The organism is Streptomyces sp. NPDC026575 (assembly GCF_055567415.1).
The window spans coordinates 175,749-202,236 of sequence record NZ_JBVHQM010000005.1 but is presented as its reverse complement, the minus strand read 5'-3'; the positions used below and the strand labels follow the sequence as shown (position 1 = coordinate 202,236).

At 71.1% G+C, this 26,488-nt stretch carries 30 protein-coding genes and 1 pseudogene; 21 read left to right on the top strand and 10 right to left on the bottom strand.

From position 1 onward, the window contains the following. Positions 1 to 25: 25 nt before the first annotated feature. From ACZ4NB_RS08905 to ACZ4NB_RS08875, 7 genes are all read left to right on the top strand, one after another. Complete coding sequence (locus tag ACZ4NB_RS08905) at positions 26 to 1,318, top strand: MAB_1171c family putative transporter (RefSeq protein ID WP_467659495.1); 1,293 nt, start codon at positions 26 to 28, stop codon at positions 1,316 to 1,318. Next, complete coding sequence (locus ACZ4NB_RS08900; RefSeq protein WP_467659493.1) at positions 1,315 to 2,316, top strand: aldo/keto reductase; 1,002 nt, start codon at positions 1,315 to 1,317, stop codon at positions 2,314 to 2,316. Before ACZ4NB_RS08905 ends, ACZ4NB_RS08900 begins: the two co-directional genes overlap by 4 nt. Positions 2,317 to 2,427: 111 nt before the next feature. Then, positions 2,428 to 3,864: a cellulase family glycosylhydrolase gene (locus tag ACZ4NB_RS08895; RefSeq protein WP_467659492.1), complete on the top strand. Its 1,437-nt coding sequence runs from the start codon at positions 2,428 to 2,430 to the stop codon at positions 3,862 to 3,864. A gap of 154 nt (positions 3,865 to 4,018) precedes the next feature. Continuing rightward, the gene (locus ACZ4NB_RS08890) at positions 4,019 to 5,236 is read left to right on the top strand and encodes an FAD-dependent monooxygenase (protein WP_467659491.1); all 1,218 of its coding nucleotides are present in this window, start codon (positions 4,019 to 4,021) and stop codon (positions 5,234 to 5,236) included. Between the two features lie 77 nt (positions 5,237 to 5,313). Continuing rightward, positions 5,314 to 5,688: a RidA family protein gene (locus ACZ4NB_RS08885; protein WP_467659489.1), complete on the top strand. Its 375-nt coding sequence runs from the start codon at positions 5,314 to 5,316 to the stop codon at positions 5,686 to 5,688. Between the two features lie 141 nt (positions 5,689 to 5,829). Beyond that, positions 5,830 to 6,756 carry a cyclase family protein gene (locus ACZ4NB_RS08880; protein ID WP_467659488.1) on the top strand — a complete coding sequence of 309 codons (927 nt, stop codon included), beginning with the start codon at positions 5,830 to 5,832 and terminating at the stop codon, positions 6,754 to 6,756. A 123-nt stretch (positions 6,757 to 6,879) separates the two neighbouring features. Beyond that, entirely contained in the window at positions 6,880 to 8,460 is a 1,581-nt protein-coding gene (locus tag ACZ4NB_RS08875; protein WP_467659487.1) for a GMC oxidoreductase, read from the top strand. A gap of 30 nt (positions 8,461 to 8,490) precedes the next feature. Here ACZ4NB_RS08875 and ACZ4NB_RS08870 read toward each other — a convergent pair whose 3' ends face one another. Next, positions 8,491 to 9,489: a magnesium transporter CorA family protein gene (locus ACZ4NB_RS08870; protein WP_467659485.1), complete on the bottom strand. Its 999-nt coding sequence runs from the start codon at positions 9,487 to 9,489 to the stop codon at positions 8,491 to 8,493. A gap of 466 nt (positions 9,490 to 9,955) precedes the next feature. On the opposite strand from ACZ4NB_RS08870, the pseudogene ACZ4NB_RS08865 reads away from it, so the two are divergent. From ACZ4NB_RS08865 to ACZ4NB_RS08830, 8 genes and pseudogenes are all read left to right on the top strand, one after another. Continuing rightward, positions 9,956 to 10,246, top strand: a pseudogene (locus ACZ4NB_RS08865) (LLM class F420-dependent oxidoreductase); the annotation flags it as partial. 119 nt (positions 10,247 to 10,365) lie between these two features. Continuing rightward, on the top strand, positions 10,366 to 12,786 hold the full coding sequence (locus ACZ4NB_RS08860) for a phosphoketolase family protein (protein ID WP_467659483.1): 2,421 nt from the start codon (positions 10,366 to 10,368) through the stop codon (positions 12,784 to 12,786). Between the two features lie 101 nt (positions 12,787 to 12,887). Further along, positions 12,888 to 14,216 (top strand): NAD(P)/FAD-dependent oxidoreductase, encoded by a 1,329-nt coding sequence (locus tag ACZ4NB_RS08855; RefSeq protein ID WP_467659481.1) that lies wholly within the window; start codon positions 12,888 to 12,890, stop codon positions 14,214 to 14,216. 23 nt (positions 14,217 to 14,239) lie between these two features. Continuing rightward, complete coding sequence (locus ACZ4NB_RS08850; protein ID WP_467659480.1) at positions 14,240 to 14,563, top strand: hypothetical protein; 324 nt, start codon at positions 14,240 to 14,242, stop codon at positions 14,561 to 14,563. 385 nt (positions 14,564 to 14,948) lie between these two features. Beyond that, positions 14,949 to 15,611, top strand: a complete 663-nt coding sequence (locus ACZ4NB_RS08845) for an endonuclease (protein ID WP_467659478.1) — start codon at positions 14,949 to 14,951, stop codon at positions 15,609 to 15,611. A 69-nt stretch (positions 15,612 to 15,680) separates the two neighbouring features. Further along, a complete protein-coding gene (locus ACZ4NB_RS08840) occupies positions 15,681 to 15,908 on the top strand; it encodes a DUF6458 family protein (RefSeq protein ID WP_467659476.1) in 228 nt (75 codons plus the stop codon). Positions 15,909 to 16,110: 202 nt separating this feature from the next. Beyond that, positions 16,111 to 17,088, top strand: coding sequence for a histone protein (locus ACZ4NB_RS08835; protein WP_467659822.1), 978 nt, complete (start codon positions 16,111 to 16,113; stop codon positions 17,086 to 17,088). Positions 17,089 to 17,094: 6 nt separating this feature from the next. Beyond that, positions 17,095 to 18,012, top strand: coding sequence for an SRPBCC family protein (locus ACZ4NB_RS08830; RefSeq protein WP_467659474.1), 918 nt, complete (start codon positions 17,095 to 17,097; stop codon positions 18,010 to 18,012). Positions 18,013 to 18,092: 80 nt separating this feature from the next. Here ACZ4NB_RS08830 and ACZ4NB_RS08825 read toward each other — a convergent pair whose 3' ends face one another. The 9 genes from ACZ4NB_RS08825 to ACZ4NB_RS08785 all read right to left on the bottom strand — a co-directional run bounded on the left by ACZ4NB_RS08825 (position 18,093) and on the right by ACZ4NB_RS08785 (position 22,277). Next, entirely contained in the window at positions 18,093 to 18,266 is a 174-nt protein-coding gene (locus tag ACZ4NB_RS08825; RefSeq protein ID WP_467659472.1) for a CsbD family protein, read from the bottom strand. A 48-nt stretch (positions 18,267 to 18,314) separates the two neighbouring features. Then, a complete protein-coding gene (locus ACZ4NB_RS08820; protein ID WP_467659470.1) occupies positions 18,315 to 18,728 on the bottom strand; it encodes a gas vesicle protein K in 414 nt (137 codons plus the stop codon). Between the two features lie 25 nt (positions 18,729 to 18,753). Beyond that, on the bottom strand, positions 18,754 to 19,026 hold the full coding sequence (locus ACZ4NB_RS08815) for a gas vesicle protein (RefSeq protein ID WP_467659468.1): 273 nt from the start codon (positions 19,024 to 19,026) through the stop codon (positions 18,754 to 18,756). Next, positions 19,023 to 19,844: a GvpL/GvpF family gas vesicle protein gene (locus ACZ4NB_RS08810; protein ID WP_467659466.1), complete on the bottom strand. Its 822-nt coding sequence runs from the start codon at positions 19,842 to 19,844 to the stop codon at positions 19,023 to 19,025. The genes ACZ4NB_RS08815 and ACZ4NB_RS08810 overlap by 4 nt, the downstream gene beginning before the upstream one ends. After that, positions 19,841 to 20,269: a gas vesicle protein gene (locus tag ACZ4NB_RS08805; RefSeq protein ID WP_467659820.1), complete on the bottom strand. Its 429-nt coding sequence runs from the start codon at positions 20,267 to 20,269 to the stop codon at positions 19,841 to 19,843. Before ACZ4NB_RS08805 ends, ACZ4NB_RS08810 begins: the two co-directional genes overlap by 4 nt. Before the next feature lie 16 nt (positions 20,270 to 20,285). Then, entirely contained in the window at positions 20,286 to 20,567 is a 282-nt protein-coding gene (locus ACZ4NB_RS08800; RefSeq protein ID WP_467659464.1) for a gas vesicle protein GvpG, read from the bottom strand. A 9-nt stretch (positions 20,568 to 20,576) separates the two neighbouring features. Beyond that, positions 20,577 to 21,290 (bottom strand): GvpL/GvpF family gas vesicle protein, encoded by a 714-nt coding sequence (locus ACZ4NB_RS08795; RefSeq protein ID WP_467659462.1) that lies wholly within the window; start codon positions 21,288 to 21,290, stop codon positions 20,577 to 20,579. 3 nt (positions 21,291 to 21,293) lie between these two features. Continuing rightward, positions 21,294 to 21,776: a gas vesicle structural protein GvpA gene (locus ACZ4NB_RS08790; protein ID WP_467659461.1), complete on the bottom strand. Its 483-nt coding sequence runs from the start codon at positions 21,774 to 21,776 to the stop codon at positions 21,294 to 21,296. A 90-nt stretch (positions 21,777 to 21,866) separates the two neighbouring features. Then, a complete protein-coding gene (locus ACZ4NB_RS08785) occupies positions 21,867 to 22,277 on the bottom strand; it encodes a gas vesicle protein GvpO (RefSeq protein WP_467659459.1) in 411 nt (136 codons plus the stop codon). 351 nt (positions 22,278 to 22,628) lie between these two features. Between ACZ4NB_RS08785 and ACZ4NB_RS08780 the strand changes: the two genes are divergently transcribed. Genes ACZ4NB_RS08780 through ACZ4NB_RS08755 form a run of 6 tightly spaced genes read left to right on the top strand, consistent with a single transcriptional unit; the run spans position 22,629 to position 26,453 of the window. Then, positions 22,629 to 22,805: a hypothetical protein gene (locus ACZ4NB_RS08780; protein ID WP_467659457.1), complete on the top strand. Its 177-nt coding sequence runs from the start codon at positions 22,629 to 22,631 to the stop codon at positions 22,803 to 22,805. After that, entirely contained in the window at positions 22,802 to 23,290 is a 489-nt protein-coding gene (locus ACZ4NB_RS08775; RefSeq protein ID WP_467659455.1) for a monovalent cation/H+ antiporter complex subunit F, read from the top strand. The genes ACZ4NB_RS08780 and ACZ4NB_RS08775 overlap by 4 nt, the downstream gene beginning before the upstream one ends. Beyond that, positions 23,283 to 23,552, top strand: a complete 270-nt coding sequence (locus ACZ4NB_RS08770; RefSeq protein WP_399144884.1) for a hydrogenase subunit MbhD domain-containing protein — start codon at positions 23,283 to 23,285, stop codon at positions 23,550 to 23,552. Before ACZ4NB_RS08775 ends, ACZ4NB_RS08770 begins: the two co-directional genes overlap by 8 nt. Further along, positions 23,549 to 24,307, top strand: a complete 759-nt coding sequence (locus ACZ4NB_RS08765) for an MnhB domain-containing protein (protein WP_467659453.1) — start codon at positions 23,549 to 23,551, stop codon at positions 24,305 to 24,307. Before ACZ4NB_RS08770 ends, ACZ4NB_RS08765 begins: the two co-directional genes overlap by 4 nt. Beyond that, the gene (locus ACZ4NB_RS08760) at positions 24,304 to 24,651 is read left to right on the top strand and encodes a sodium:proton antiporter (RefSeq protein ID WP_467659451.1); all 348 of its coding nucleotides are present in this window, start codon (positions 24,304 to 24,306) and stop codon (positions 24,649 to 24,651) included. Before ACZ4NB_RS08765 ends, ACZ4NB_RS08760 begins: the two co-directional genes overlap by 4 nt. Then, on the top strand, positions 24,648 to 26,453 hold the full coding sequence (locus tag ACZ4NB_RS08755; RefSeq protein WP_467659449.1) for a complex I subunit 5 family protein: 1,806 nt from the start codon (positions 24,648 to 24,650) through the stop codon (positions 26,451 to 26,453). Before ACZ4NB_RS08760 ends, ACZ4NB_RS08755 begins: the two co-directional genes overlap by 4 nt. The last annotated feature ends 35 nt before the right edge of the window (positions 26,454 to 26,488 follow it).

Below are 26,488 nucleotides of genomic sequence, written 5' to 3'. Positions count from 1 at the left end.
GGGCCCTCGGCCGTCAGGAGCTCTCATGACCGCTGTGAAGGCCGTCGTCTTCCCCGCGTGCGCCGTGCTGTGCGCACTCGCGCTGCTCTACAAGCTGCGCGATCTGCGCCATCACAGACGCGATCCGGCACTGCTCGCCCTGCTCATCGCCTTCGGCTGCAAGGGCATCTCGTTCACGCTCTCCACGCCCTCGGTCGCGGAGGCCGTGGACGCGCGCCTCGGCGTGTCCGACATCGGGGCGCTGGGCATCCATCTCTTCGGCGGTGTCGCGTCCAGTGCCGCCTTCCTCACGGCGATCGTCTACTGGGTGTACCCACCCGAGGCCGCCCGGCGGCGCGCCCTGGTCCGGCTGCTCATCGCGGCCCTGTGCGCGGTCGCCATGGTCACCATGTGGGCGGTGGCGGGCACGGGCGCACAGCACCGCAGCGCCCACTATCTGCTGCAGAACGCGCACCGCCCGTTGGTCGCCGGCTATCTGCTGCTCTACGTCAGCGCGTTCGGCGCCGGCATGATCGAGATCATCCGGCTGTGCCGCCGCTACGGGCGGGTGGCCGGACGGCAGTGGCTGCGAAGAGGTCTGTACTGCACGGCGATCGGCGCGAGCGCCTGCCTCGTCTACTGCCTCAACCGCCTGCTCTCGCTGATCGCGGTGCAGAGCGGACTGGACCCGCTGGAATGGGAACTGCTGACGCCGGTGGCCAACGGCACCGGCATCCTCTTCCTGGTGGCGGGACTCACCATGCCCTCCTGGGGGCCGCGCCTCGCCGAGTGGCGGCGTCGGGTCCGCAACTTCGTCACCTACCAGCGGCTGCATCCGCTGTGGGCGGCGCTGTACGCGGCGGTGCCGGACATCGCCCTCAACCCGCAGCACGCCGGTCGCCTCGCCCGCTTCCTGCCCGGCGACATCAGCTACCGGCTCTACCGCATGGTCATCGAGATCCAGGACGGTCTGCTCGCGCTGCGGCCGTACATGGCCCCGGCCGTGGCCGCGGAAGCTCGGCGGTCGGCCGAGGAGGCGGGGCTGTCGGGCGACCGGCTGCACGCCATGGTGCAGGCCAGATCGCTGGTGTCGGCCCTGCGGGCCAAGCGCGACGACCGTCCGCCGGTCCGGGATCCCGAGGCGGCCGGCCCCGAAGCCGGCACGGACGGAGGCGACGCCGCAGAGCAGGCCGCCACGAACGGCGGCTACGCCGAGGAGGTCGGGTGGCTGCTGCACGTCGCCCGCGCCTACACCGCTGTCCGGACCACCGGCCACCGCTCCACTGATCGATCCACCGTCCAGTCCACCCCTGGCCCCACCGAGAGGAAAGTTCGATGAAGTACCGCAAGCTGGGCGCCGACGGCCCCGAGGTGTCCGCGATCGGCTTAGGCTGCATGGGCATGTCGATCGCCTACGGGGTCCCGGACGAGGAGGAGTCCCAGCGCACCCTGGACGGCGCGCTTGAGGCGGGCATCACCCTCCTGGACACCGCTGACGCCTACGGGCAGGGCGGCAACGAGGAGCTGGTCGGCCGCTGGCTGCGCCGGCACGCTCATGAGCGCGACCGGGTGGTCGTGGCGACCAAGTTCGGGCTCCGCCATGACGCGGCCACGGGCCGGGTGGGCGATGTCGACACCTCCGCCGACTACGTTCCGCTCGCCTGCCGGGCCTCGCTGCGCCGCTTGGGCGTCGAGCACATCGACCTCTACTACGCACATCGCCGCGACCCCGCCACCCCCATCGAGGAGACGGTCGGCGCCATGGCCCGGCTGGTGGAGGCCGGACTGGTACGCCACATCGGACTGAGCGAGGTCAGCCCCGCGACGCTGCGCAAGGCCCATGCCGTCCACCCGGTCAGCGCGGTCCAGGTGGAGTACTCCCTCTTCACCCGCAGCGTGGTGGAGGGCGAACTGCTCGACACCTGCCGGGAACTGGGCATCGCCGTCGTCGCCTACTCCCCGCTCGGGCGCGGCATGCTCACCGGTGCCGTCTCCTCCCGCGGCGACCTGGCCCCGCAGGACAACCGCCGGCGCTGGCCCCGGTTCGCCGACGAGAACATCCAGCACAACCTGGCGCTCGTCCAGGCCGTACGGGACGTCGCCGAGCGGATCGGCTGCTCGCCCGCCCAGGCCGCACTGGCCTGGCTGCTCGCCCAGGGCGACGACATCGTGCCCATCCCCGGTACCAAGCGTCGGCGCTACCTGGAGGAGAACGTCGCGGCCGTGGCCCTCGCCCTGACCGACGCCGACCGCGAACTGCTGCGCCAGGCCGTACCCGAAGAGGCCGTGGCGGGCGAGCGCTACCCGGAATCGGCCCTGGAGCGACTGGGGCACTGAACGCGGCCGCGCGACTGTGCCCGAAGAAAACCGGAACCGTCCGGGGTTTCAGCGGACGAGCGACCGGACATCTGTTCGATAGGGCGTATCGGCGTGCAGCGTGGGGGGACCATGGCCGGGCGTGGGTTCAGGTTCAGGTTCAAGGCGGGAGTAGTCCTCGCCGCTGTCCTCGCGCTGCTCGCCCCGGTCGCGGCCCGAGCGGACCCGTCGCCACCCCCGTCCCCCTCACCGCCCCCGACCCCCCCGCCGCTCACCGACGACCGCGGGCGCACGCTCACCCTGCGCGGCTGGAACGTCGAGGACAAGACGCACCGCGGCGCCGACGCGCTCACCGCCGTCACCGAGCGGCACTTCCGCGATATGCACCATCAGGGGCTCAACTTCGCCCGCCTGCTGGTCTTCTGGGACGACCTGGAGCCGCGCCCCGGCCACTACAGCGCGCGCTACCTCCGCAAGATCGAGCGGATTCTGGACTGGGCCCACCGCTGGCGCATCCAGGTCGTCATCGACGCCCACCAGGACGTCTTCGGGCCCGAGTTCGGCCATCGCGGCATTCCCGAGTGGGCGACCCGCACCGACGGACTGCCCTTCACCCCGCACCCTGACGACTGGTTCGCGGAGTACTTCGAACCCGCCGTGCAGGCCGCCTTCGAGCACCTCTACGACGACCGGGACCTCCAGCGGGCGCAGGCCCGCATGTGGCAGGTGCTCGCGCGGCGCCTGGCCCACCACCCCGCCGTGTTCGGCTACGACCTGATCAACGAGCCCATGGGGCGGCTCCGTGCGGGCGAGGACCTTCCGGCGGCCGCCCACCGCATCGAGTCCGAGCAACTCACCCCGATGTACCACCGGATCGCGGCCGCCATCCGCACGGCCGACCGTCACAGCAGGCTGTTCGTCGAACCGACCCCGATCGTCGGCGAGGGCCTGCCCACGGGCCTCGGCCGCATCCACGACCCCAAGGTCGTCTACGCACCGCACTTCTACAACGCCACCATGGAAGCGGGCGGCGACTACGACCCCTCGGCGCGCTGGATCGAGACCTACGAGAACACCGTCACCCGCTACCCGAGCGCCCAGCACATACCGGTCGTCATCGGCGAATGGGGCCCGCGCGACAGCTCGCTGCCCAACATGGCGCGCTTCTACGGTGCCGCCCTCGCCTCCCTCGACCGCTACAGCTCCGGCTGGGCGGGCTATGTGTGGTGCTACGGAGGCGGGTACTGCGCTGTTGGCGAGGACGGCCGCTTCCACGCCAACAAGGAGCAGACCGCGCGCCCCTACGCCCCTGCCGTCGCCGGCAGGGTCCGCGAGCAGGGCTACGACCCCGCGGCACGCACGTTCCGCCTCGTCTACGACTCCCCGGGGCGCCCCGGCCTCAGCGAGCTGTCCGCCCCGTCCACCTCCGCGGGCTGGCGGGTGTCGGTGCGGGGCCCGGCGGTGGCCCGGCCGCGTACGGTGCCGCCGGGGGAGCGGGGCACGATCCGGGTGCGGACGCGGCCGGGCGCCACCGGGCGGGTGACGGTGACGGTCTCGGCACGGGGGTGAGACCTGGTCCCTCTGCGCGGCGGTCCGTGCTTGTCGGTGCCCTGTCGGTGTTCGTCGGCGCCTGTCAGTGCCCTATCGGGGCCTCGTCGGCGTCGTCGGCCAGCCTCGGACGTACCAAATCCGCAGACTGTCGCAGACCGACGAGGAGCCCGCAGTGTCCGCAAGCAGGGAAACGAAGCGCCCGAAGGGCATGGACGTGCTGATCTCCGGTGCCAGCATCGGCGGTCCCACCCTTGCCTACTGGTTGAACCGGTACGGCTTCCACGTCACGGTGGTGGAGCGGGCCGCCGGCCTTCGCCCCGGCGGGCAGGCGATCGACGTCCGAGGCCCGGCGCTGGAAGTCGCCGAGCGCATGGGGGTGTTGGCGGAGATCCGCCGCCAGAGCACCGCCCTGCGCGGGATGTCGGTCGTCGACGGCGACGGCAACGAACTGTCCAGGAGCACCGAGCGCACCGCCAGCGGAGGGGAGATAGACAGCCCCGACGTCGAGATCCTGCGGGACGACCTGGCGCAGATCCTGTTCACCGCGGGCGGTGGCGAGATCGAGTACCTCTTCGACGACTCCATCGCCACCCTTGAGCAGGACGACGACGAGGTCCGGGTCGTGTTCCGCAGTGGCACGGCACGCACCTTCGACCTGGTCGTCGGCGCCGACGGGGTGCACTCCCACACCCGGCGGCTCGTCTTCGGCGAGGAGGAGAACTACCTTCGCCATCTGGGAAGTTACCTGGGCGTGTGGTCGGCACCGAACCACCTGGGCCTGGACCGCTGGGAAGTGGTCTGCCGCATGGGGGACGGCCGTCAGTGGGGCCCGATGGTGATGAGTGTCCGGGACAACACAGAAGCCCGGGTCTTCGTCGGCATCGAGTCGGACGAGCCGCCCGCGCGGTTCCTCCCCCGCGATGTCATGGAGCAGAAGCGCCTGGTGGCCCGCGAGTACGCGGATGCGGGCTGGGAGCTGCCGCGGCTGCTGAAGGAGATGTGGGACGCCCCCGACTTCCACCTCGACTCCCTGGCGCAGATCCGGATGGATTCCTGGTCCCGCGGCCGGGTCGTCCTCCTCGGCGACGCGGGGTACTGCGCCTCGCCCGCCTCCGGCCAGGGCACCACCATGGCCATGGCCGCCGCGTATGTCCTGGCGGGCGAGTTGCGGGACGCGGCCGGCGACCATCGCACCGCCTTCGCGACGTACGAACGGGAGTTGCGCGGGTTCGTGGCGGCGAACCAGGAAATCGCCCTGGTCACCCGCGCCCACATGCGGCAACAGCACGCAGCGGACACCGACCTGATCGAGGTGCTCCCCAGGTTTGAGGAGCCGGACTTCGCCAGGGTCTTCGAGAAGGTCGCCGCCTTCCGGCTCAAGGACTACTGATCCTTTGAGGGCTTCCAGGGGCGTGTGCCGAAAGCGCGGCGCTCTGCGAGCATGGCGGGATGGAACATGTTCGACAGATGATCAGTTCTGGGTCGCCGCTTGAGCCCCGCATCGGATTTTCCCGGGCGATCCGCAAGGGGAAGCATGTCGCGGTTGCCGGCACTGCGCCCATCGGCGACGACGGGGCGACGGTGGGGCAGGGCGACGTCTATGCCCAGACCGTGAGGTGCCTGGATATTGCCGAGGCCGCTCTGAAGGAGGCGGGGGCGGCGCTGGAGGATGTCGTGCGGACCCGCATCATGCTCACGGACGTGACGCTATGGAAGGAGGCCGCGCGAGCGCATGGAGAGCGGTTCGCAGCGGTCCGTCCGGCATGCACCTTTGTCGAGGTCTCCCGCTTCATCGACGCTGACTGGCTCGTCGAGCTGGAGGTCGACGCGATCATCGACTGACTGACGCCATCATCGACTGACTCGCGAAGGTGCCGGCGTGGACGCTTCCCTGCGGCAACGCCGGAAGGCCCCGGGATGCGGGGAGGCGGGGGCGCGCCGACAGTGGGAGATGAGTCCCGCGCCGGACGAGGAGGAGCTGATATGACGCACTCCCTGTCCGAAGCGGCCTTCCGGTCCCTGTACCGCCGGCTGCGCGACCAGGCCCGGGAGGGCGTGGACCAGCGGCGCGGAGCACTGGGCCGGCTCACGCCCGAGCGGGTGCTGGCCGCTGCCGCCGAGGTCCGCTGCGGACGCACCGTGTCGCTGGCCGCCCTCATCGAGACCACGCCGGGGCCCGACAACCCCCAGCCCGCGTCCCACCGGATGACCGTGCCGACGGTCGGGGAGGACGGCGGCCGCGGGCTGCGGTTCGCCCTCGACCGGTTCGCCATGAACGTGCACGGGGACGCCGACAGCCACCTCGATGCGCTGTGCCATGTCATCTTCGACGGCGAACTCTACGGCGGTGTCCCGGCGAGCAGCGTCACGCCGGACGGTGCCGGCGCGCTCACGCTGGACCTGGTGCGCGACGGCATCGTCGGTCGCGGCGTCCTCCTGGACATCCCGCGCCTGCGGGGCGTGCCCTGGCTCGAACCAGGAGACCATGTCACCACCGAAGACCTGGTGGCGGCCGAGACCGCGCAGCAGGTCACGGTCGGGCCGGGCGATCTGCTCTTCGTGCGGGTCGGGCACCGCCGCCGGCGCCGGAGCCTCGGTGCGTGGGACGCGGCCCGGGCCCGGGCGGGTCTCCATCCCACGGCGATGGACTTCCTGGCAGAGCGGCGGGTGGCGGCCCTGGGGTCGGACGGCAACAGTGACACGGCCCCCAGCGCGGTCGCCGAGATCCCGTTCCCGGTGCACGTACTTGCCATGAACGCCATGGGGCTGCACCTGATGGACTACCTGGACTTCGAGGAACTGGCACCGGAGTGCGAACGGCAGGACCGCTGGCACTTCCTGTGCGTGATCGCCCCCCTGCGGCTGCCCGCGGCCACCGGCTCTCCGGTGAACCCGATCGCCGTGCTGTGACCGCGCCGGGACGCGGGCTGTTCCAGGTGCCGCGCTGCCGCCGGGCGTATACGTTCGAAGAGGGAAGGCTACGGCCGGCTCCGGCAACGGCCGGGGACCGCAGAAGCAAGGACGGTGGTCGCCATGGGCGACTCCTCCCACTACGACGTCATCGTCATCGGTACCGGCGCCGGCGGCGGCACACTCGCCCACCGGCTCGCCCCCTCCGGCAAGCGGGTGCTGATCCTCGAACGCGGCGACTACCTGCCGCGTGAACGCGACAACTGGGACTCCACCGCCGTGTTCGTCAAGGGCAAGTACCGGGCCGAGGAGTTCTGGCTCGACAAGCACGGCGACCAGTTCCCGCCCGAGGTCAACTACTACGTCGGCGGCAACACCAAGTTCTATGGTGCGGCGCTGTTCCGGCTGCGCCCCGAGGACTTCGGCGAGCTGCGCCACCACGACGGCCTCTCTCCCGCCTGGCCGATCCGTTACGAGGATCTGGAGCCGTACTACACCGAGGCGGAGCACCTCTACCTGGTGCACGGCCGGCACGGCGAGGACCCTTGGGAAGGGCCGTGCAGCGGGCAGTACGCCTACCCGCCGGTCGAACACGAGCCGCGCATCCAGCAGTTGAGCGACGACCTGGAGAAGCGCGGACTGCACCCCTTCCACCTGCCCATCGGCGTCAACCTCACGCAGGACGAGAACGGGCGGGCCACCCACTCCAGCGTCTGCATCCGCTGCAACCGGGTGGACGGCTTCCCGTGCCTGGTCCGCGGCAAGTCCGATGCCCAGGTGATCTGCGTGGAGCCGGCACTGCGCCACCCCGACGTCGATATGATCACCCGCGCCCGGGTGAGGAGGCTGGAGACCGATCCCACCGGGCGCAGCGTCACGGCGGTCGTCGCCGAACTCCCCGGCGAGGAACGGGTCCGGTTCTCGGCGGACATCGTGGTCGTGGCCTGCGGTGCGGTCAACTCCGCCGCCCTGCTGCTGGCTTCGGCGAACGAGCGGCACCCCCGCGGGCTGGCGAACAGCTCGGACGTGGTCGGCCGCCATTACATGCGCCACAACAACCTCGCCCTCATGGCCATTTCGCACCAGCCCAACGACACCCAGTTCCAAAAGACGCTCGCCCTGCACGACTGGTACCTGGGCGCGGACGACTTCGACTACCCCCTCGGCGGAATCCAGATGCTCGGCAAGTCGGATGCCGAGCAGATCCACGGTGAGGCCCCGCGCTGGGCCGGGGCGGTGGCACCGGACATGCCCTTCGAAGTCCTGGCCCATCACGCCGTCGACTTCTGGCTCTGCGGAGAGGACCTGCCACAGCCCGACAACCGGGTCACGCTGGACGGCGACGGCCGCATCCACCTCGCACTCGACGAGAACAACAACATCGCCGGACTCCAGCGCCTACGGCACAAGCTGGAGCACCTGCTCGGCCACCTGGGCATGCACGAACACCGCCTGCTGTCCCACAGCATCTATCTGCACAAGGGCATGCCGATCGGCGCCACCGCACACCAGGCCGGCACGGTGCGATTCGGCGACGACCCCGCGTCCTCCGCTCTGGACGTCAACTGCAAGGCGCACGACCTGGACAACCTGTACGTCGTCGACACGAGCTTCTTCCCGAGCATCGGCGCGGTCAATCCGTCCCTGACGGCCATGGCGAACGCGCTCCGGGTGGGCGACCACCTCGTGGCCCGGCTCGGCTGATCGACTGATCTGCGTACCCTGCGTACGGGCTCATCGGTCTTCCGGTCCCCCCGGCTCCTCTTCGTCCCGCAGCCTCCGCCAGATCTGGGTCCGGTGCAGCACATAGAGGGCGATGAACAGGACGATCGCCTGCAACCCGACGGCCAGCAGCCAGAAGACGGCTCGGCTCTCCAGCTCGTTGGTCAGGTAGTCGAAGTTCATGCCGAAGAACCCGGTCAGGAACGTCAGCGGCAGGAAGATCGTCGACACGATGGCCAGCCGATTGATCACGCCGTTCTGCTCGCCGGACACGAGGGAGGAATGGCTGGCGAATGCCCGCCGGGCGGCGTCCTGAAGGGACTCGATCTCCGTGAGCACCAGCCTGCCGGCGTGCTGGAACTCCCGGGCGAGCCGTTGCCGCTCCTCCGGGAAACTGCGACTGAGCATCCGCCGGGTGAAGAGTTCGTCCGTCACCTGGAGGTACGGCAGGAGGGAGTGGTGCAGGAGGGCGGCGCGCCGTCGCAGTTTCGCCAGCCGGAAGATCTGCTCGGGGTGTCGTCGCTCGAACATCTCGTCCTCTAGGTCCTCCACCGCCAGGATGGCCTGCACGGCGTCCCGGCGATAGGTCTCCAGCGCATCCTGCAGCAGCAGGAACAGCACGGCCGCGGTGTCGGCGGGCCGTTCCTGCCCCAGCCGTCCGGTGAGGTTCTCCAGCGCCCGGACCGGCCCTCGGTGCACGGTGATCAGCTGCCGCTCGCTCACCACGACGTGGACGTGGGTGACCTGGTCGTCCTCGATCACGGGGACGACGAAGCCCGCCAGGTCCCCGAGGAACTCGGCCCGCGCGGGTTCTCCCTCCCGCCCGAACCAGGTCAGCCGCTCGGGCTCCAGGCCGAGCTGGTGGACGATCGGCTGCTCCTCGGGCGGCAGCTCGTCGGAGAGCTGGATATCGACGAGGAGGAAGTCGGACTCGGCGAGACGTTGACGCGCCTCGGACATGTCGGTGCGAGTGACCCTCCCTCCCGGCATCGACACCACGGATACGATCATCGCTCCTCGCCGTTGTCACAAGGCCCACAAGGCCCACCGGCTCACGGTGCGCACACCCCGGAGGCCGACGCATGCGCAGGCGGGCAAGCGCCACGACGGGCGGTGGATTCCCGAAACCGGCCGACCGGGGGGAATACAGGGCGCGACGGCGAGGAAGGCGAGCGCCATGACTGCTACCACTGCCATGACTGCCATGACTGCCATGACTGCCACGAGCGCCTTGGTCGCCCTGGCCACCGAGCCGGTTCCGGACGGCCCGGGCCCCGTGCCCAGCGAGCCCGATCCAGTGCCGCGGGACCCGGTTCCCGCCGCGCCCGGACCGGGGGAGCCGGGTCCCGGTCCGGGCCCTGCGGAGCCGCCCGGCGCCCGACCCGGTGAGAACCCGTCCCCCGAGCCGCCCGACTGAGCCCGGCGGGCCGGCCCACACCGGTTGCCTGGGTGCAGCCATCGTCGCAAGGTAGGAGGAATGGTGCATGTTGGCTACGCGATGACGACCAAGCAGGCCGGGCCCCGCGACCTGGTCGAACACGTGGTGGCCGCCGAGCGCGCCGGCTTCGGCTCCTCGGCCACGTCGGACCACTACTCTCCGTGGCTGGCCTCGCAGGGGCACTCGCAGCAGGCGGCCACCGTGCAGCTGCTGTCGGAGGGCCGGTTCGGGCTGGGGCTCGGCTCCGGCGAGAATCTCAACGAGCATGTGGTGGGCCGGGGTTGGCCGCCCGCGCCGGTACGGCTGGGCGACCTGGTGATCGCCACCGAGCCCAGAAGCGAACTCGTCGACGCCAGGAGCCGTTCCTGCGCTGGGCGCAGGCCGAGCTGCTGCCCGCAGTGCGCGAGCTGTGAACGCACCCGCGCACCCCTCTCGTTGAGGAGATGAGCATGCCCGATGTGCACCCGCACCCCTGGACCACGGCGGGGACCGTGCCCGACCCGTCGGCAACGGGGCCGCTCGACGCCGACGAACTGCGAAGGCTGGACGCGCACTGGCGAGCGGCCAACTATCTGTCCGTCGGGCAGATCTACCTGATGGCCAATCCGCTGCTGACGGAGCCGCTGCGCCCCAAGCACATCAAGCCGCGGCTGCTGGGCCACTGGGGCACCTCGCCCGGCCTGAACCTGGTGCACACCCACCTCAACCGCGTCATCAAGGCCCGCGAGCTGGACGCGCTGTGCGTATGGGGCCCGGGGCACGGCGGGCCCGCGGTGGTGGCCAACTCCTGGCTGGACGGCACGTACTCCGAGACCTACCCCGACGTCGGCCGGGACGGGGCGGGCATGGCGCGGCTGTTCCGGCAGTTCTCGTTCCCCGGCGGGATTCCCAGCCATGTCGCGCCGGAGACGCCGGGATCGATCCATGAAGGCGGTGAGCTGGGCTACTCGCTCACGCACGCCTACGGCGCGGCGTTCGACAACCCGGGGCTGCTGGTCGCCTGCGTGGTCGGGGACGGGGAGGCGGAGACCGGGCCGCTGGCCGCGTCCTGGCACGCCACGAAGTTCCTCGACCCGGTGCACGACGGTGCCGTGCTGCCCGTCCTGCACCTCAACGGTTACAAGATCGCCAACCCGACGGTGCTCGCCCGGCTCCCGCAGGACGAGCTGACCGCCCTGCTGCGCGGCTACGGCCATGAGCCGCTCCACGTCGCCGGCGACGACCCCGCCGAGGTGCACCAGGCCCTCGCCGCGGCCATGGACCACTGCCTGGACCGGATCTCCGACATCCAGCGCCGGGCCCGTACCGACGGCGCGACGGAGCGCCCCGCCTGGCCCATGATCGTGCTGCGGACCCCCAAGGGCTGGACCGGGCCGCGCGAGGTCGACGGGCAGCCGGTCGAGGGCACCTGGCGCTCGCATCAGGTCCCGCTGGCCGGCGTCCGCGACGACCCCGAGCATCTGCGGCAACTGGAGGACTGGCTGCGCTCGTACCGGCCGGAGGAGCTGTTCGACGCGGAGGGCCGGCCACAGCCCGAGGTGCTCGCCTGCGTGCCCGAGGGGACGCGCAGGCCGGGTGCCTCGCCGCATGCGAACGGGGGCCTGCTGGTGCGGGAGCTGCCGCTGCCACCGCTGGAGCGGCACGCGGTGGAGGTCGAAAAGCGCGGCACCGTGCTGCACGAGCCGACCCGGGTGCTGGGCGGGCTGCTGGCGGCGGTCATGGCGGCCACCGCCGAGCGCCGCGACTTCCGGGTCATGGGTCCCGACGAGACCGCGTCCAACCGGCTGGACGCGCTCTACGACGTCACCGGCAAGGCGTGGCAGGCCGAGACGCTGCCGACCGACGAGCATCTCGCACGCGACGGCCGGGTCATGGAGGTGCTCTCCGAGCACCTGTGCCAGGGATGGCTGGAGGGCTACCTCCTGACCGGCCGGCACGGGCTCTTCTCCAGCTACGAGGCATTCGCCCATATCGTCGACTCGATGGTCAACCAGCACGTCAAATGGCTGCGGACCGCGCGCCGGTTGCCCTGGCGGCGCCCCGTCGCCTCGCTGAACTACCTGCTCACCTCGCATGTCTGGCGACAGGACCACAACGGCTTCTCCCACCAGGACCCGGGCTTCGTCGACCACGTCCTCAACAAGAGCCCCGAAGTGGTCCGGGTCTATCTGCCGCCGGACGCCAACACCCTGCTGTCGGTGGCCGATCATGTGCTGCGCAGCCGCGACTACGTCAATGTGGTCGTGGCCGGCAAGCAGCCGACCTTCGACTGGCTCACCCTCGACGAGGCCCGCGCGCACTGCGCCCGCGGCGCCGGTGTGTGGGAGTGGGCCGGCACCGAGGTCGGCGGCCACGACCCGGACGTGGTGCTGGGCTGCGCCGGGGACGTCCCCACCCAGGAGACGCTGGCCGCCGCCGCTCTGCTGCGCCGGCATCTGCCGGAGCTGGCCGTACGGGTGGTCAACGTCGTCGACATGGCCCGGCTGCTGCCGGCCGGAGAACACCCGCACGGCATGCCGGACTTCGAGTACGACGCCCTGTTCACCCCCGACAAACCGGTCATCTTCGCCTACCACGGCTACCCCTGGCTGATCCACCGGCTCTGCTACCGCCGCGCGGGCCACCACCATCTGCACGTCCGCGGCTACAAGGAGGAGGGCACCACCACCACGCCCTTCGACATGGTCGTCCGCAACGACCTCGACCGGTACCGCCTGGTGATGGACGTGGTGGACCGGGTCCCGGGCCTCGGCTACCGCGCCGTCGCGCTGCGCCAGGAGATGGCGGACGTACGCAGCCGTCACCACGCCTGGATCCGCGAGCACGGAACCGATCTGCCGGAGGTCGCCGAATGGACCTGGACCGGGTGACCAACACGCCCGCCAACGGGCACCCGACGCCTTCAGACGCGAGGCGGGAGAAACGCCCCCGCTCCTGACTCGACACACCCTCGACCGCAGGAGTCCACGTGATGCGACGTCGCCCTCGGATCGTGATCGTCGGAGCCGGTTTCGCCGGCTACAACTGCGCCCGCACGCTCTCCCGGCTGGCCAAGGGAGCCGCCGAGATCGTGCTGCTCAACCCCCTCGACTACTTTCTGTACGTCCCGCTGCTGCCCGAAGTGGCGGCCGGAATCCTCGAACCGCGCCGGGTGTCGGTGTCGCTGACCGGCACCCTGCCGGATGTCCGACTTGTCCTCGGGCAGGCCCACGACGTCGACCTCGATGCCCGCCGGGTGGCCTACACCGACCCCGAGGAGCGGGAAGGGACCCTGTCGTACGACCGGCTGGTGCTGACCGTCGGCAGCGTCAACAAGCTGCTGCCCGTCCCCGGTGTCGCCGAGCACGCCCACGGCTTCCGGGGAATGCCCGAGGCGCTCTACCTGCGCGACCACATGACCCGCCAGATCGAGCTGGCCGGTGCCACCGACGACGAGGACGAGCGGGCGGCCAGGTCCACCTTCGTGGTGGTCGGCGCCGGATACACCGGCACCGAAGTCGCCGCCCACGGCGTGCTGTACACCCAGGCGCTGGCCCGGCAGAACGCCCGGTTGCGCGCCGGCCCCCGGCCGCGTTGGCTGCTGCTGGACGTCGCCGACCGGCTGCTGCCGGGACTCGACGAGCGGCTGTCACGCACCGCCGACCGGGTGCTGCGCGCCCGCGGGGTCGACGTCCGCACCGGCACCTCCGTCAAGGAGGCGACGGCGGACGGGGTGCTGCTCGACGACGGCGGGTTCATCGCCAGCCGCTCGCTGATCTGGTGCGTGGGCGTACGCCCCGACCCGCTGGTCGCCTCCCTCGGGCTGCCCACGGACAAGGGGCGGCTGTGCGTCGACGCGTACCTGAATGTCCCGGGGCGGCCCGAGGTCTTCGCCTGCGGTGACGCCGCCGCCGTACCGGATCTGACCCGTCCGGGCGAGGTGACGCCGATGACCGCTCAGCACGCCCAGCGGCAGGGCAGGGCCGCGGCCCGCAACGTGGCGGCCTCCTGCGGCAAGGGCACCCCGCGCGCCTACGAACACCACGACCTGGGCTTCATGGTCGATCTCGGCGGGATCCAGGCTGCCGCCAACCCTCTGCACCTGCCGATCTCCGGCCCGGTCGCCGGCGCCGTGACCCGCGGCTACCACCTCATGGCGATGCCCGGCAACCGCGTCCGGGTGGCCGCCGACTGGCTCCTGGACTCTCTGCTGCCCCGCCAGGGCGTCAGCCTCGGCATGGTCGCCCCATGGTCGGTGCCGCTGGACACCGAGTCGCCGGAGGTGGCCCGGCTGCCACGTGGCACGACGGGGACGGCGTAGCAGGAACGCCTCACCACAGCGACGTGAGCACGGCCGTCGAGGAGCGGGAGGTCCGCCCCGTGGAGCCGCACATCCGCAGCTTCCTCGAAGTGCTGCCGCTCACGGCGCTGGCGGTCCTGGGAACGCTCCACGCCGACCAGGTCCGCCGCCTCCTGCGCGGCACCCGGGACGCCGGTGACTGGAAGCCGCTGCCGAAGCTGTCCCCGCTGCCCGCCCGCTACTTGGCCGGGGTCGGGCTCGGCAGAAGGGCGGACAGGCCGCCGGTGCCCGGCGGGCCCGTGTGCGGGGCGGGGCGCGGATCGGGGGCCGGGCCGGGCGTGGGGCCTGGCGTCGGGGGCGCCGGATGAGGTGGCACTGGGTCCGGTTCGGGGCGCGGCGGGGGCGGCGGTACCGGGTCGGGGCCGGGCGCGGGGACCGGACCGGGGCCCGGGCCCGGCTGCGGACCCAGCGGGCCGGGGTCCGGCCCCGGTGTGGGCGGTACCGGATCGGGGCGGGTGAGGCCGGCCGATCCCGGGGGCTGCGGCGCTGCCATGGCGTCCTCCGTCCAAGGGGGAGAGCGTTCCGTCCACCCTCCACCGTACGACGGACGGTGGCGGGGGCCGCGGCAGTCCCCCTCTGCCCGGGGACGGAGCACCCGTACGTACGAGCCTGTGCATGCCTCCCTCTGGGGAAGGGATGGCAGTGACGGGAGAGGAATCACGGACCTCACCGGCGTATATCGCGGAGGGCGGCATGAGAGCCGACGGTAGGCAACGCGCCCTCGTTCGGGCCCTTTTGGACCGGCTCGGCGAGACCTATGCCGAGGAGTGCGGCATCAAGCTGCGGAACACCCCGCAGCCGCTCTACCAGCTCCTGGTGCTGGCCGATCTGCTCAGTACGCGGATTCGCGCCTCGGTGGCCGTCGCCTCGGCGAGGGCCCTGTTCGACGCAGGGATGAGCACTCCGCGCCGGATGCTCGACGCCACCTGGCAGCAGCGCGTGGACGCGCTCGGCGAGGGCGGCTACCGGCGCTATGACGAGAGCACCGCCACCCGGCTGGGGGCGGGCGCCGAGCGGCTGCTGGGCGAATGCCGCGGCGATCTGCGGAGGCTGCGGGAGGCGGCCGACGGCGATGCCGGTGAGCTGCGCCGGGCGCTTCAGGAACAGCCCGGCATCGGGCCCAGGGGATCCGCCATTTTCCTGCGCGAGGTGCAGGGAGTCTGGACGGAGTTCGCTCCGTTCCTCGATCCGAAGGCCGTCCAGGGCGCGGAGCGGCTGGGGCTGCCGGCCGACCGTACGAAGCTGGCGCGGCTGGTCACGACGGACGAGGCGGCCGCGTTCGCCTCGGCGCTGGTGCGCGCGGCGCTGGACCGGGAGGTCGCCGGAGAGGTGCGGGAGGCCGCCGGCGCCGGGTAAGCCGCCCGCCTCAGGGTAGGCGACCCGCAACGGCACCGATCGGCACACCAGTTATGGAGGCTGAACACCATGGGTATCGGCGGGTGCATCGGTCTGCTAGCGATGGGGGCCATCCTCACGTTCGCGGTGGACTGGCACATGGCCGGAGTCAATCTCGACCTTGTGGGCGTCATTCTGATGGTCGTCGGCGTCATCGGCCTGACGGCATACGTGAGCATCCTCAAACGGCGGCGTACCCAACCGCCCTCTCCTGGCGCACCAGTGGTCGACGTCGAGGACACCCGCTACTACAGGTAGCCGCATGTCCGCCGGGCGATCACCGGCGGTGGACCGGTGACTTCGTCCCGGGCAGCCCGGCACCCAGCGGCGCTGTTCACCCATGTGGTGCAACACCGCAGATGTCCACCTTTGGACCGCTCGGGATGCGCAGGTCACGACACGGACCACTCTGGAAGGGAGGCGCCTATCGGCAGCACCGCCGGGAAAAGGTAAGGCATCCATGAATGAGGGAACCAAGATCATGCTCGCCGCGGCACTGGCCGGCGGGTACGTACTGGGCCGAACGAAGAAGGCCCGGCTCGCTCTCACGGCTGCCACCTATCTCGCCGGGCGGCAATTCGGACTCCAGCCGCGCCAGCTACTGGCCGAGGGCGCACGACGGCTCGGGGACATCCCCCAGGTCGCGCAGCTGGGGGAGCAGTTGCGCGGCGAGGTCATGGACGCCGGCCGGCAGGCCGTGGCAACCGCCGCCAACCGCCGTCTGAACGACCTCGCCGATTCACTTCACGACCGCACCAGCCAGCTCGAAAGCGGTCTGGTGCCGGGGGAGGAAGAAGAAGCGGAAGAGGAGGAAGAGGGGGAGTACGAGGAGGAAGAAGGCGAGCCTGAGGAGGAGGGCGAGGAAGAAGAGGAGGAGGAAGAGGAGGAAGAGGAGGAAGAGGAGCCGGAGGGCGAAGAACCGGAGGAAGAGCTGGAGGAAGAGGCCGAGGAAGAGCCCGAGGAACGGCCGCGCCGCCGCGGGCGCCGGCGCACAGAGCGGGCGGAGCCGGCCCGCCGGCCGTCAGCCGGCAGAACTGCCGCGCGGAAGAAGGCTCCCGCAAAGAAGAAGCCGGCCAAGAAGGCACCTGAGAAGGCCGCGGCGAAGAAGCGCCCCTCCAAGAAGACCGCCGCGAAGAAGACGGCTGCGAAGAAGGCTCCGGCGAAGAAGAGCACGGCGAAGAAGGCTGCCGCGAAGAAGAGCACCACGAAAAAGAGCACGGCGAAAAAGGCATCGGCCAAGAAGGCGTCGACCAAGAAGGCCGCGGCGAAGAAGGCACCCGCGAAGAAGACCACCAAGGCGACTGCGAAGAAATCTACCGGCCGAGCCACCAAGAAGACCGCTCAGCGGCCCGCCAAGAAGTCCACCCAGAAGCCTGCCAGGAAGACCGCCAGGAAATCCGCCAAGAAGACGACGTCACGCACTACGGGCCGGAGGTGACCGGGCATGGCCAAGACCGAACAGGGCAATGTGGACTCGGGGGTCGAGCGACTCCGCGAGGAGCTCGGTGACTTCCTCACGGCGTGGGCCGGGAATCTGGCCGAACGCGCCGGCGACAAGCTGGTCGATGTGACGGAGCAGCTCACCGACGTCACCAAGAACGGCGGATCGCTGTCCGCCATCGGATCCGGCCTGCTCAAGGGGGACTCCCCCCTCAAGGCCGTGCTGAGCGGAACCGCGAAGGGCGTCAAGGACAAGGTGCTGGGGAAGGCCAAGGAAGCCCTGGGCGGCGGAAAGGGAAGCGGCTCGGGGAGTCAGAAGGTCACCAATATCGTCGAAGTGCTCGATGTCGGTGTGTCGGTGCGTACCGCCTACGACCACTGGACGCAGTACGAAAAGTTCAGCAGCTTCACCAAGGGCGTCCGCAGTGTGTCGGTGAACGACGAGACGGCCAGCGACTGGAAGGTGAAGGTCGGCCCGTCGACGCGGAGCTGGAAGGCGACCGTCCAGGAGCAGATTCCGGACGACCGCATCGTCTGGTCGTCCGAAGGCAGCAAAGGATCGACCCGTGGCGCGGTCAGTTTCCATGAACTCGCGCCCAATCTCACCCGCATCGTGCTGGTCGTCGAGTACTACCCCTCGGGGTTCTTCGAGAAGACCGGGAATCTGTGGCGTGCCCAGGGCCGGCGGCTGCGGCTGGACTTCAAGCACTTCCAGCGCTTTGTGACGTTCGCGGACGAGGCGCCGGAGGGCTGGCGCGGTGAGGTGCGCGACGGCGAGGTCGTACGGACCCACGAAGAGGCCATGGAGGAAGAAGAGGGGGAGGAGTACGAGGACGAAGAGGGCTACGAGGACGAAGAGGGCTACGAGGAGGAGGAAGACGGCGGGAACGGCGAGCAGGAAGAGGACGAAGAAGAGGAGTGATGGGGGGCCTGCCTCCCTCTTGAGTCCCTCTTGAGTCCCTCTTGAGTCCCTGCTCAGTCCCGCCTTCCCCGCTCCCAAGGTCAGTGCTTGAACGGGTGCTTGCCCCTCTCCACGGCCTGCTTCATCTTCCCCTTGAGCTGTTCGGCCTTTCCCTTCCGTTCCGTCTGTGTGTCGCCGAACACCTTTCCGATGACTTCCTTGGCCTTCCCTTCGGCGATTTCACCGAGGTTTCTGGCTTTCTCTCCGATACCCATCTCGTGCTCCCCTTGAATCGAGTCGCCTTGAGTCGTCACTGCTGAGGGTCATTCGGACGGCGGCAGCAAGGTGCCGAGCGGCCCGAGGTCCAGATTGAGGTCCTGCATGGTCAGGTCGTAGCGGGCGCAGAGTTCCACCATCCGGCTGTGCAGGATCATCAGCGTCGCGCCCAGCCGTTCCTCCTGTTCCTCGGTGAGGTCGCCCGAGTCGACGCGTTGGAGGGCCTGGCGCTCCATGAGCTGCCGCAGCAGTTCGACGAGGGTGAGGACGAGCTTGACCAGGTCCCGTTCCACGGTGTCGGGGTCGGTGCTGATCCGGTGTGCGGGCCGGTGCCGCGCCGCGCCGGACGGGGGCAGGGTGTCCTGCGGCGCCGCGGGCAGCAGGCGGAAGGCGCGGGTCGCCGCCTCGGCGACGTCGTCGAAGCGGGTGCCGTGCCGGCGGCCGTCTCCCTCACTGGTCATGCCCTCACCCGGCACGGCCGCCCCGTCACTCGTCATGGCCGCCTCGCGGGGCCGTGCCGGCGGGTGCGAGGGCGGCGGACCAGGGGCCGGGGTTCTCCTCGCTGATCGCGACGATGAGGGCGCGCAGCGAGATGCGGACAAGGTCGATGTCGGCTATGGACAGTACGACGTCCCCGGTGAGCACCACGCCGCCGCTGAGCAGCCGGTCCAGCAGGTCGATCAGCGCGATCTGCCGGTCCGGCAGCGGCTCGTCAGAGGCCGCGCCGAGCCTGGCCGGCGGACCGTCCGCGGCCTTCACGGCGCGGCTCCTTTCAGCGGTGCGGCTTCGGCGGGGGTGGCGAAGGAGTACGGGGCCCAGGGCCCGGTGACCTCGACGCGTACGCCGGACAGCCCCTCGGCGGCCCGCAGCACGTCGGTACGGAATCCCTCCGCGTGCTGCTGCGGGACGAGGTAGGCGTCGTTGACGACGTTCTCGCCGGGGCCGTGGGCCAGTTCGCCCTGCTGCGGCCGGTGCTGGACCCGGTCGACCGCGTAGGCACGCGCGGCGTCCGCCACCCGTTGGACGGCCTGTTCGGCGCCGCGGTAGGCGTCCTCGCGGGCGTGCCGCTGCGCTCTGCGGCGGCTGAGGTAGGCCCGCCCGGGGCTCAGGTCGGTGTCGGCGCCGGTGTCCGGCGGCGGCTCATCCGGCTGCCCGGCCGCCGACTCGACGTAGATCTTGACGCCCCACTCCACCTGCGCGTCCAGTGCGGAGAGCCGCTCGGTGAACGCCTGCCGGCGGTCTTCGAGCATCAGCCGCACCCGTTCGTCGTCGAGGTAGACGGTGGCCAGCCGGAGCGGCAGGACGGTGGTGCGGGCGGCCAGCGCCTCGATGACCCGGTGGTGGGCGCGGGCGACCGACTCCAGCCAGTCCAGGTCCTCCAGGTTGGCCCGCAGCGCGTCCTCGTCGAAGTCCCGCACGGGCACCGGGCTCACCACGACGACCACATCGGCGTCCTGCCCCGTGCGCACCAGCCGCACCGGTGCGTCCGCCACCCCGGGGAGCCCGGCGAGTGCGTCCTCCAACGAGCCGTCGGCGTCCCGCGCCACGGCGTACGCGTAGCTGACGGTGCCGGTCATGGCTCGTCCCGCTTCGTGCCGCGGGAGCCGGTGCCGGTGCGCTTGCCGCTGGTGGTGCGCGAAGGCTTGGAGGCCCGCGCCGTCTTCTGCCGTTCCTCGGCGGGCGGGAGTTCGGCGTCCTCGCGCAGCTCCGCGATCTCGGCGCGCAGCCGCTTGTTCTCCTCGGCGAGCGAGCGGTAGCCGTCGGAGGCCCGGGACGACAGCGCGGGGTCGTGCTCCCACCAGTCGATGCCCATCTCCTTCGCCTTGTCGACGGAGGCGACCAGCAGCCGCAGCTTGATGGTGAGCAGCTCGATGTCCAGCAGGTTGATCTGGATGTCGCCGGCGATGACGATGCCCTTGTCCAGGACCCGCTCCAGGATGTCGGCGAGGTTGGCCGAGGAGCCCTGGCCGTACGGGGTCGCTCTGGAGGGGGAGTCGCCCATCCTCCTGGCGACGGGTTCACTCACGGCCGCTCCCCTCGATGCGCGGGTCCGGCGCAGTGCCCCAGCGCTGGGCCCGGATCTCTTCCAGCCGGTCCAGCAGTTCGTCCTCGCGCCGGTCGAAGGTCTCCTCGTCGATCTCGCCTGCCAGGAGCCTGCGCTCCAGATCGGCGAGTTCCTGCTCGATGGGCCTGGGGTCGTATGCCTCGCGCTCGGCGGCCTCGACCACCCGTTCCATCACCCAGGCCACCCCCCTCACCGGCGCCAGGGGAAGGGTGGCGAGGTGCGTCAACAGGCCCATGGGGACTCCTTAGACGAAGCTGTAGGCGGGCAGTGGTCCGCGCAGTCGCAGGTCGAAGTCGCCGCCCAGTTCGTCGGCGAGCTCCTTCTCGGCGGTGCGGAAGCGGTCTTCGTGTTCCTGGTCCACCAGGAACGACACGTTCAGGAAGTCGTCGCCGGTGGGCTCGGACACCCGCTCCTCGCGGGCGAGGCCGCGCAGTGCCTCGACGACCGAGGCGACGAGCCGGTCCTGGCGGGCCTGTACTTCCTGGGCGACCAACTCACCGAGGGCGAGCGGCGCGTCGGGCCCGGCGCGGCCGCTGACGATCTGCTCGTTGAGGTCGCGTGCCTGGTCGTTGTCGAGGAGGATCTGACGCAGCAGGGCGTTCTCGTCCTGGGAGCACTTCAGGTGGTATTCGGCGCAGTGCTCAAGCGCTTGGAGCCGTTCGGCGAACCGCTCGGCCCTCTCCTCCAGCACTGCGCGTACCGCGTCGTCGTCCGTGGTGGTGAAGCCGAACTGCAGGGGCAGGACCGTGCCGTCGGCCATCAGCCGTTCCTGGACGGCCTGGTGGGCGGCGAGGTCGCGTCGTTTGGTCCGGAGTTCTTCGGGGGCGTCGCTGACGACGGCGGACAGCCCGCCGGCCGCCACGGTGCGCAGCGCGGTGGGCGGATCACCCACGCCGTCGACGCCGTCGAGGCGTTGTGGATGGGTGGCCGCGACGATGGAGTAGACGTAGACGGGCATCGCTCAGTCCTTCCGGTGCCGTACGGGTCGGCGGGACGGCCGCTCCCGCCTTCCGGCGGGCTCCTTCTGCCGCTCCTCGGCTTCCTCGTGATCGTCGTCTTCCTCGTCTTCCTCGTCGTCCCCGCCCTTGCCCTTGAGGGCGTCCGTCACCACCTCCGCGGCTCCGCTGAGAGCGCCCTTGGCCTTGCCGTGGGAGCCGCCCTCGGTCACTTCGCCGACGATGTCCGTCAGCTCGCTCGGCTTCTTGTTCCCGGCCTCCAGATCGAGGCGGTTGCATGCCTCGGCGAAACGCAGATAGGTGTCCACGCTCGCCACGACGATGCGGGCGTCGATCTTCAGAATCTCGATGCCCACCAGTGAGACCCGTGCGAAGACGTCGATGACCAGACCGCGGTCCAGAATCAGGTCGAGCACGTCGTAGAGGTTGCCGGAGCCGCCTTGGCCACCCCTGGCGATGGTTCCTTCTCCCTGCGGCACCACAGTCACGGTGCCTCCCTTCACCGGCTCACCCCGGTCGTGGAGCGGCCGTCTTCCTCGCCCGGCGAACGGAACGGCGGAGTGGTACCCGCAGCCACCTCATCGGCGGTCGATCTGCCCTCGGGTGTAGCGGCGGGTGCGCTCGTACGCCATCAGTTCGCCCTCCTCGTCCAACGTCACCCGGTAGCTCGCCATCACGCTGGTGGTACCGGGGACGCGTTCCAGTTCCAGCACTTCGACGTCCGCCTGCCAGCCGTCCGCCGTCGGTTTCACCGCGGAGACGGACTCGGGCGCCTTGCCCAGCAGCTCCTTGAGTTGCTGGGCCGCACGCCGAAGGGCCTGCGACGCCGAAACGCGGCGGGCCGCGTGCTGCGTGCCGTCCTCGCTCGCCCGGCTGCCGCTCTGTGTACCGCTGCTCTTCCTGGCGGTCTTCTGAGCGGTCTTGTCGCCGGTCTTCCGGCTGGACGGGCGCCGACCCGGCGCCGCCTCGTCCTCTTCACCTGCGGCCATGTTCCCTTCTCCGAGGTCGGAGACGACATGCTGCCAGCGCCAGATCAAAAGACGCCATTACATGGTATACGGTGCATTTGGTTGATCTCTTGATTATACCGGGCTAAATCATTGCATTTCCTTCTGGTCCTGCGCAGGTTCACGCCGGGCGACTGCCGGTAGCTGTGCGTGCCCCATGCCCAGGCGGGAGCCCGTGGCCTGAGGGTGAGCGGTGCCCGGTGTCCCGCAGGGCGCCACCGCGTGACCCGCGCACCCCGACGGAGTAACGCGCGGCGCGGTGACGGGGAGGCCCCGGCCCCGCATGTGAGCCTGTGGCCGGGATCCGGTCGGTCGGCAGGAGGTGCGCAGGCGGTGACCCGGCAGCTGGCGGCGAGCGCCGAACTCATCGGCTGGTGGGCGGCGTTGACGGTGCTGTGGATCGTGCTGATCGGCCCGGTCGACGCGCTGGAGTGGCTCGTGGGCGCCGCGGCCGGGCTGATCGCCGCCCTTGCGGCACGCGGGGCGCGGCGCGCGGCCGGCGGCCGGTGAACGGCTGGACGGCCGCGGGGACGGCGCTGCTGCTGTGCGGCGTCACTCCGGCCGCGTACGGTGCGGCCTCCGGGTCGGTCGGGCGGCGGGTGCCCGCGCAGAACCTGACGACCACGCTCCTCGCACTGGTCTTCCTGCTGCTGGCCCAGGGCTTCGGCCGCACCGCCTATGTCGACACCGCGCTGGTGCTCTGTGTGCTGGGGCCGGCCGGCACCCTGCTCTATGTGCGGCTGCTCGCCGACCGGTTGGCCGTCGATCCGCCGCGGTCGCGCACGCTGCGCGCGACGACCAGGCTGAACTACCTCGCGGTGGCGGCGGTGGTGGTGCCGTTGTGCCTCGCCGCCGGTCCCGGCCGAGCGGCGCTGAAACTGCTGGTGATCGGCGCGCTGCTGGTGCTGGGCAGCCGGGTGGCGGGCCGGGCGCTGACCGCCGTCGCCGCGCAGGACGGGCGGCCCGCCTCCACTGAAGGAGCGTCAGATGGCTGACGACGTACCCGTACTGCTCGGACTGCTGCTGGTGGCCGCCGCCGGGACCGGGACCGTGCTGGTCCGCGACCCGGTACGCCAGTCGTTCCTGCTGTCGCTGCTCGGACTGGCGCTGGCCACCCTCTTCCTGCTGCTGCAGGCCCCCGATGTCGCGCTCTCCCAGCTGGCGGTCGGCTCGGTGCTGACACCGCTGATGGTGCTGCTGACCGTACGGAAGGTACGCCGCAGGGCGCGCAGCGAGCGCCGGGAGGAGCGGGCATGAGCATGCGGTTGCGGCGGTGGGTCATGGCCCTCGGCGGGCTGGGCACGGCCGTGCTGTTCACCGTCGCCTGCTGGGGTCTGCCCCCGTTCGGCGGACGGTGGCATCCGTACGGCGACCGGGCGGTACGGGCGGCGCTGGCCCGGCACACCGCCAACACCGTCTCCTCGGTCAACTTCGACCAGCGGGCCTTCGACACCCTCGGCGAGGAGTCCATCCTCTTCGGCGCGGTCCTGGGCACCGTGGTCCTGCTCCGCCAGACCCGCGACGAACACCGGCTGCCGCCCGAGCCGGCCCGGGTCGCCCCACCCGTGTCCCGCTACGCCCTGCTCGCCCTGCCCGTCACCCTTCTCATCGGCCTGTACGTCATCGCACACGGCCAGCTCAGCCCGGGCGGCGGCTTCCAGGGCGGGGTGGTGGCGGCGACCGCGCTGCACCTGCTCTACATCGCGGTGGACTACCGGGCGCTGGAGCGGATCAGGCCGGTGGGCCGGTACGAGGTGGCCGACGCGGCGGGCGAGGCCGCCTACCTCCTCGTGGGCGCCGCCGGGCTGCTGGTGGGGGCGGCCTTCCTTGCCAACTTCCTTCCGCTCGGCACGTTCAACACGCTCGGCTCCGGCGGCACCGTCCCGCTGCTCAACGCCGCCATCGGTGTGGAGGTCGCGGCCGGAGTCGTCGTGCTGCTGGCCCGCTTCCTGGACCAGGCCGTGGAGATCGAGAGCGGGCCGGGCGACGACCGGGCGGAGGCCGGGACATGAGCGTGCTGCCGTACCTGATCGCGGGGTGGCTCTTCCTGATCGGCTGCTACGGGCTGGCGACCAGCCGCAACCTCCTGCACGCGGTCGGCTGCCTCACCGTCTGCCAGTCCTCGACGTATGTGCTGCTGCTCGCCGTCGGCTACCGGCGCGGCGGCACCGCCCCGGTCTTCTCCGACCTCGCCCCCGGCTCCCGCCCGCTCGTCGACCCCGTCGTCCAGGCCCTCACCCTCACCGACATCGTCATCGGGGCGACCGTCACCGCGCTGCTGCTCGCCCTGGTCATCCAGGTCGCCAAACGGCACCGCACGGTCGACCCCGATGAACTCTCGGAGCTGCGCGGGTGACCGTCGCACAGCTCCTGCCACTGATCGTCGCCACCCCGCTGTTCGGCGCGGCGGTGCTGGTCGGCGCCGGCCGGCGGCTGCCGCGGTACGTCGCCGAGAGCCTGGGGTGCCTCTTCGCGGCGGGCACCGCGGCGCCGGCCCTGTACGCCGCGGCCGCCACCCCCTCGTCCACCGCGCGGCCCGTGGAGTGGCTGGGCGGCTGGCGGCCGCACGGCGGGGTGAGCGTGGGCATCGTGCTGGTCGGCGACCGGATCGGACTCGGGCTCGCCGCGCTGGTCTCGCTGCTGGTACTGGCGGCCCTGGTCTACGCCTGGCGGTACTTCGACGAACCGCCGCGCCGCCATGCCGGTTCCTTCCCCGGGCTGGTGCTGCTGTTCCAGGCGGGCATGTGCGGTTTCGTGCTCACCGGGGACCTCTTCAACGCCTTCGTCTTCTTCGAGCTGATGGGCGTCGTCGGCTACGCGCTGACCGGTTACCGCGTGGAGGAGGCCCGCGCCGTCCAGGGCGCCCTGGTGTTCGGCGTCATCAATTCCCTCGGCGGGTACACCACGTTGCTGGGCATCGGACTGCTCTACGCCCACACCGGCGAACTCGGCCTGGCCCAGATCGGTGCCGCGCTGGACGCCCGCCCCGGCGGCGGCCCGGACCCGCTGACGGCCGCCGCGTTCGTCTTCGTCGTCACCGGGCTGCTGGTCAAGGCCGCCGCTGTGCCGTTCCACTTCTGGCTCGCCGATGCCCATGCGGTCGCGCCCACACCGGTGTGCATGCTGCTGTCGGGGGTGATGGTCGAACTGGGCCTCTACGGAACGGCCCGGATCTACTGGACCGTGTTCGCCGGTCCCGGCGGCCTGCCGGCGCCCGACGCACACCGGGCACTGCTGACCCTCGGGGTGCTGACGGCCGCGGTGGGCGCGACGCTGTGCTGGCAGCAGCGCCATCTCAAACGCCTGCTCGCCTACTCCACGGTGGCGCACATGGGCCTGTTCCTCATCGGCCTGGCCACGCTGTCCCCGGAGGGAATCGGCGGCGTCGCCCTCTACGTCCTCGCCCATGCCGGGGTGAAGGCCGCGCTCTTCGCCTGCGTGGGCATCCTGCTGGACCGTTACGGCAGCGTCGACGAGCACCAGCTGCACGGCGCGGGCCGGGAACTCCCTTGGGTGGCGGCGATGTTCGCGCTGGGCGGCCTGGCGCTGGCCGGGCTGCCACCCTTCGGCACCGGTCTCGGCAAGGCGGCCGTGGAGAAAGCGGCAGGCGGCTGGGCGACCGCACTCTTCGTCCTCGTATCCGCGATGACCGCCGGCGCTGTCCTACGTGCCGGAGCCCGGGTGTTCCTCGGGCTGGGAGCCCGTCCGCCCGATGCCCCGGAGGAGACGACCGGGGAAGCGGAGGAGCCGGAGACCCGGGGCGGGCTGCTGTCGCGGATCCCGGACAGCATGCTCGTGGTCCCCGCGGCGCTGCTCGCCGGCGCGCTCGCGATCGGCCTGCTCCCCGGCCTGTGGACCGGCGCGGGCCAGGCCGCCGACGCCTTCACCGACCACGGCGGCTACCTCGCGGCCGTGCTGTACGGCCAGCCGTCGGAGCCCGCACCCACTCCCGCGCCGCACTGGACGGCGTCCGGTGTGCTGTGGGACCTGCTGGCCACCGCCCTGGCCGTGACGCTCGCACTGCTGGCCGTACGGCGGCGGACAGGCGAACCGGCTCGCTGGTCCACCGCGCTGCGCCGACTGCACTCCGGGCATGTGGGCGACTATGTGGCCTGGTTCCTCGCGGGCGTCACCCTGCTGGGGCTGCTGATGCTCTGAGCGCAACACGACCACCGATTGTGCGCGGCTCCGCC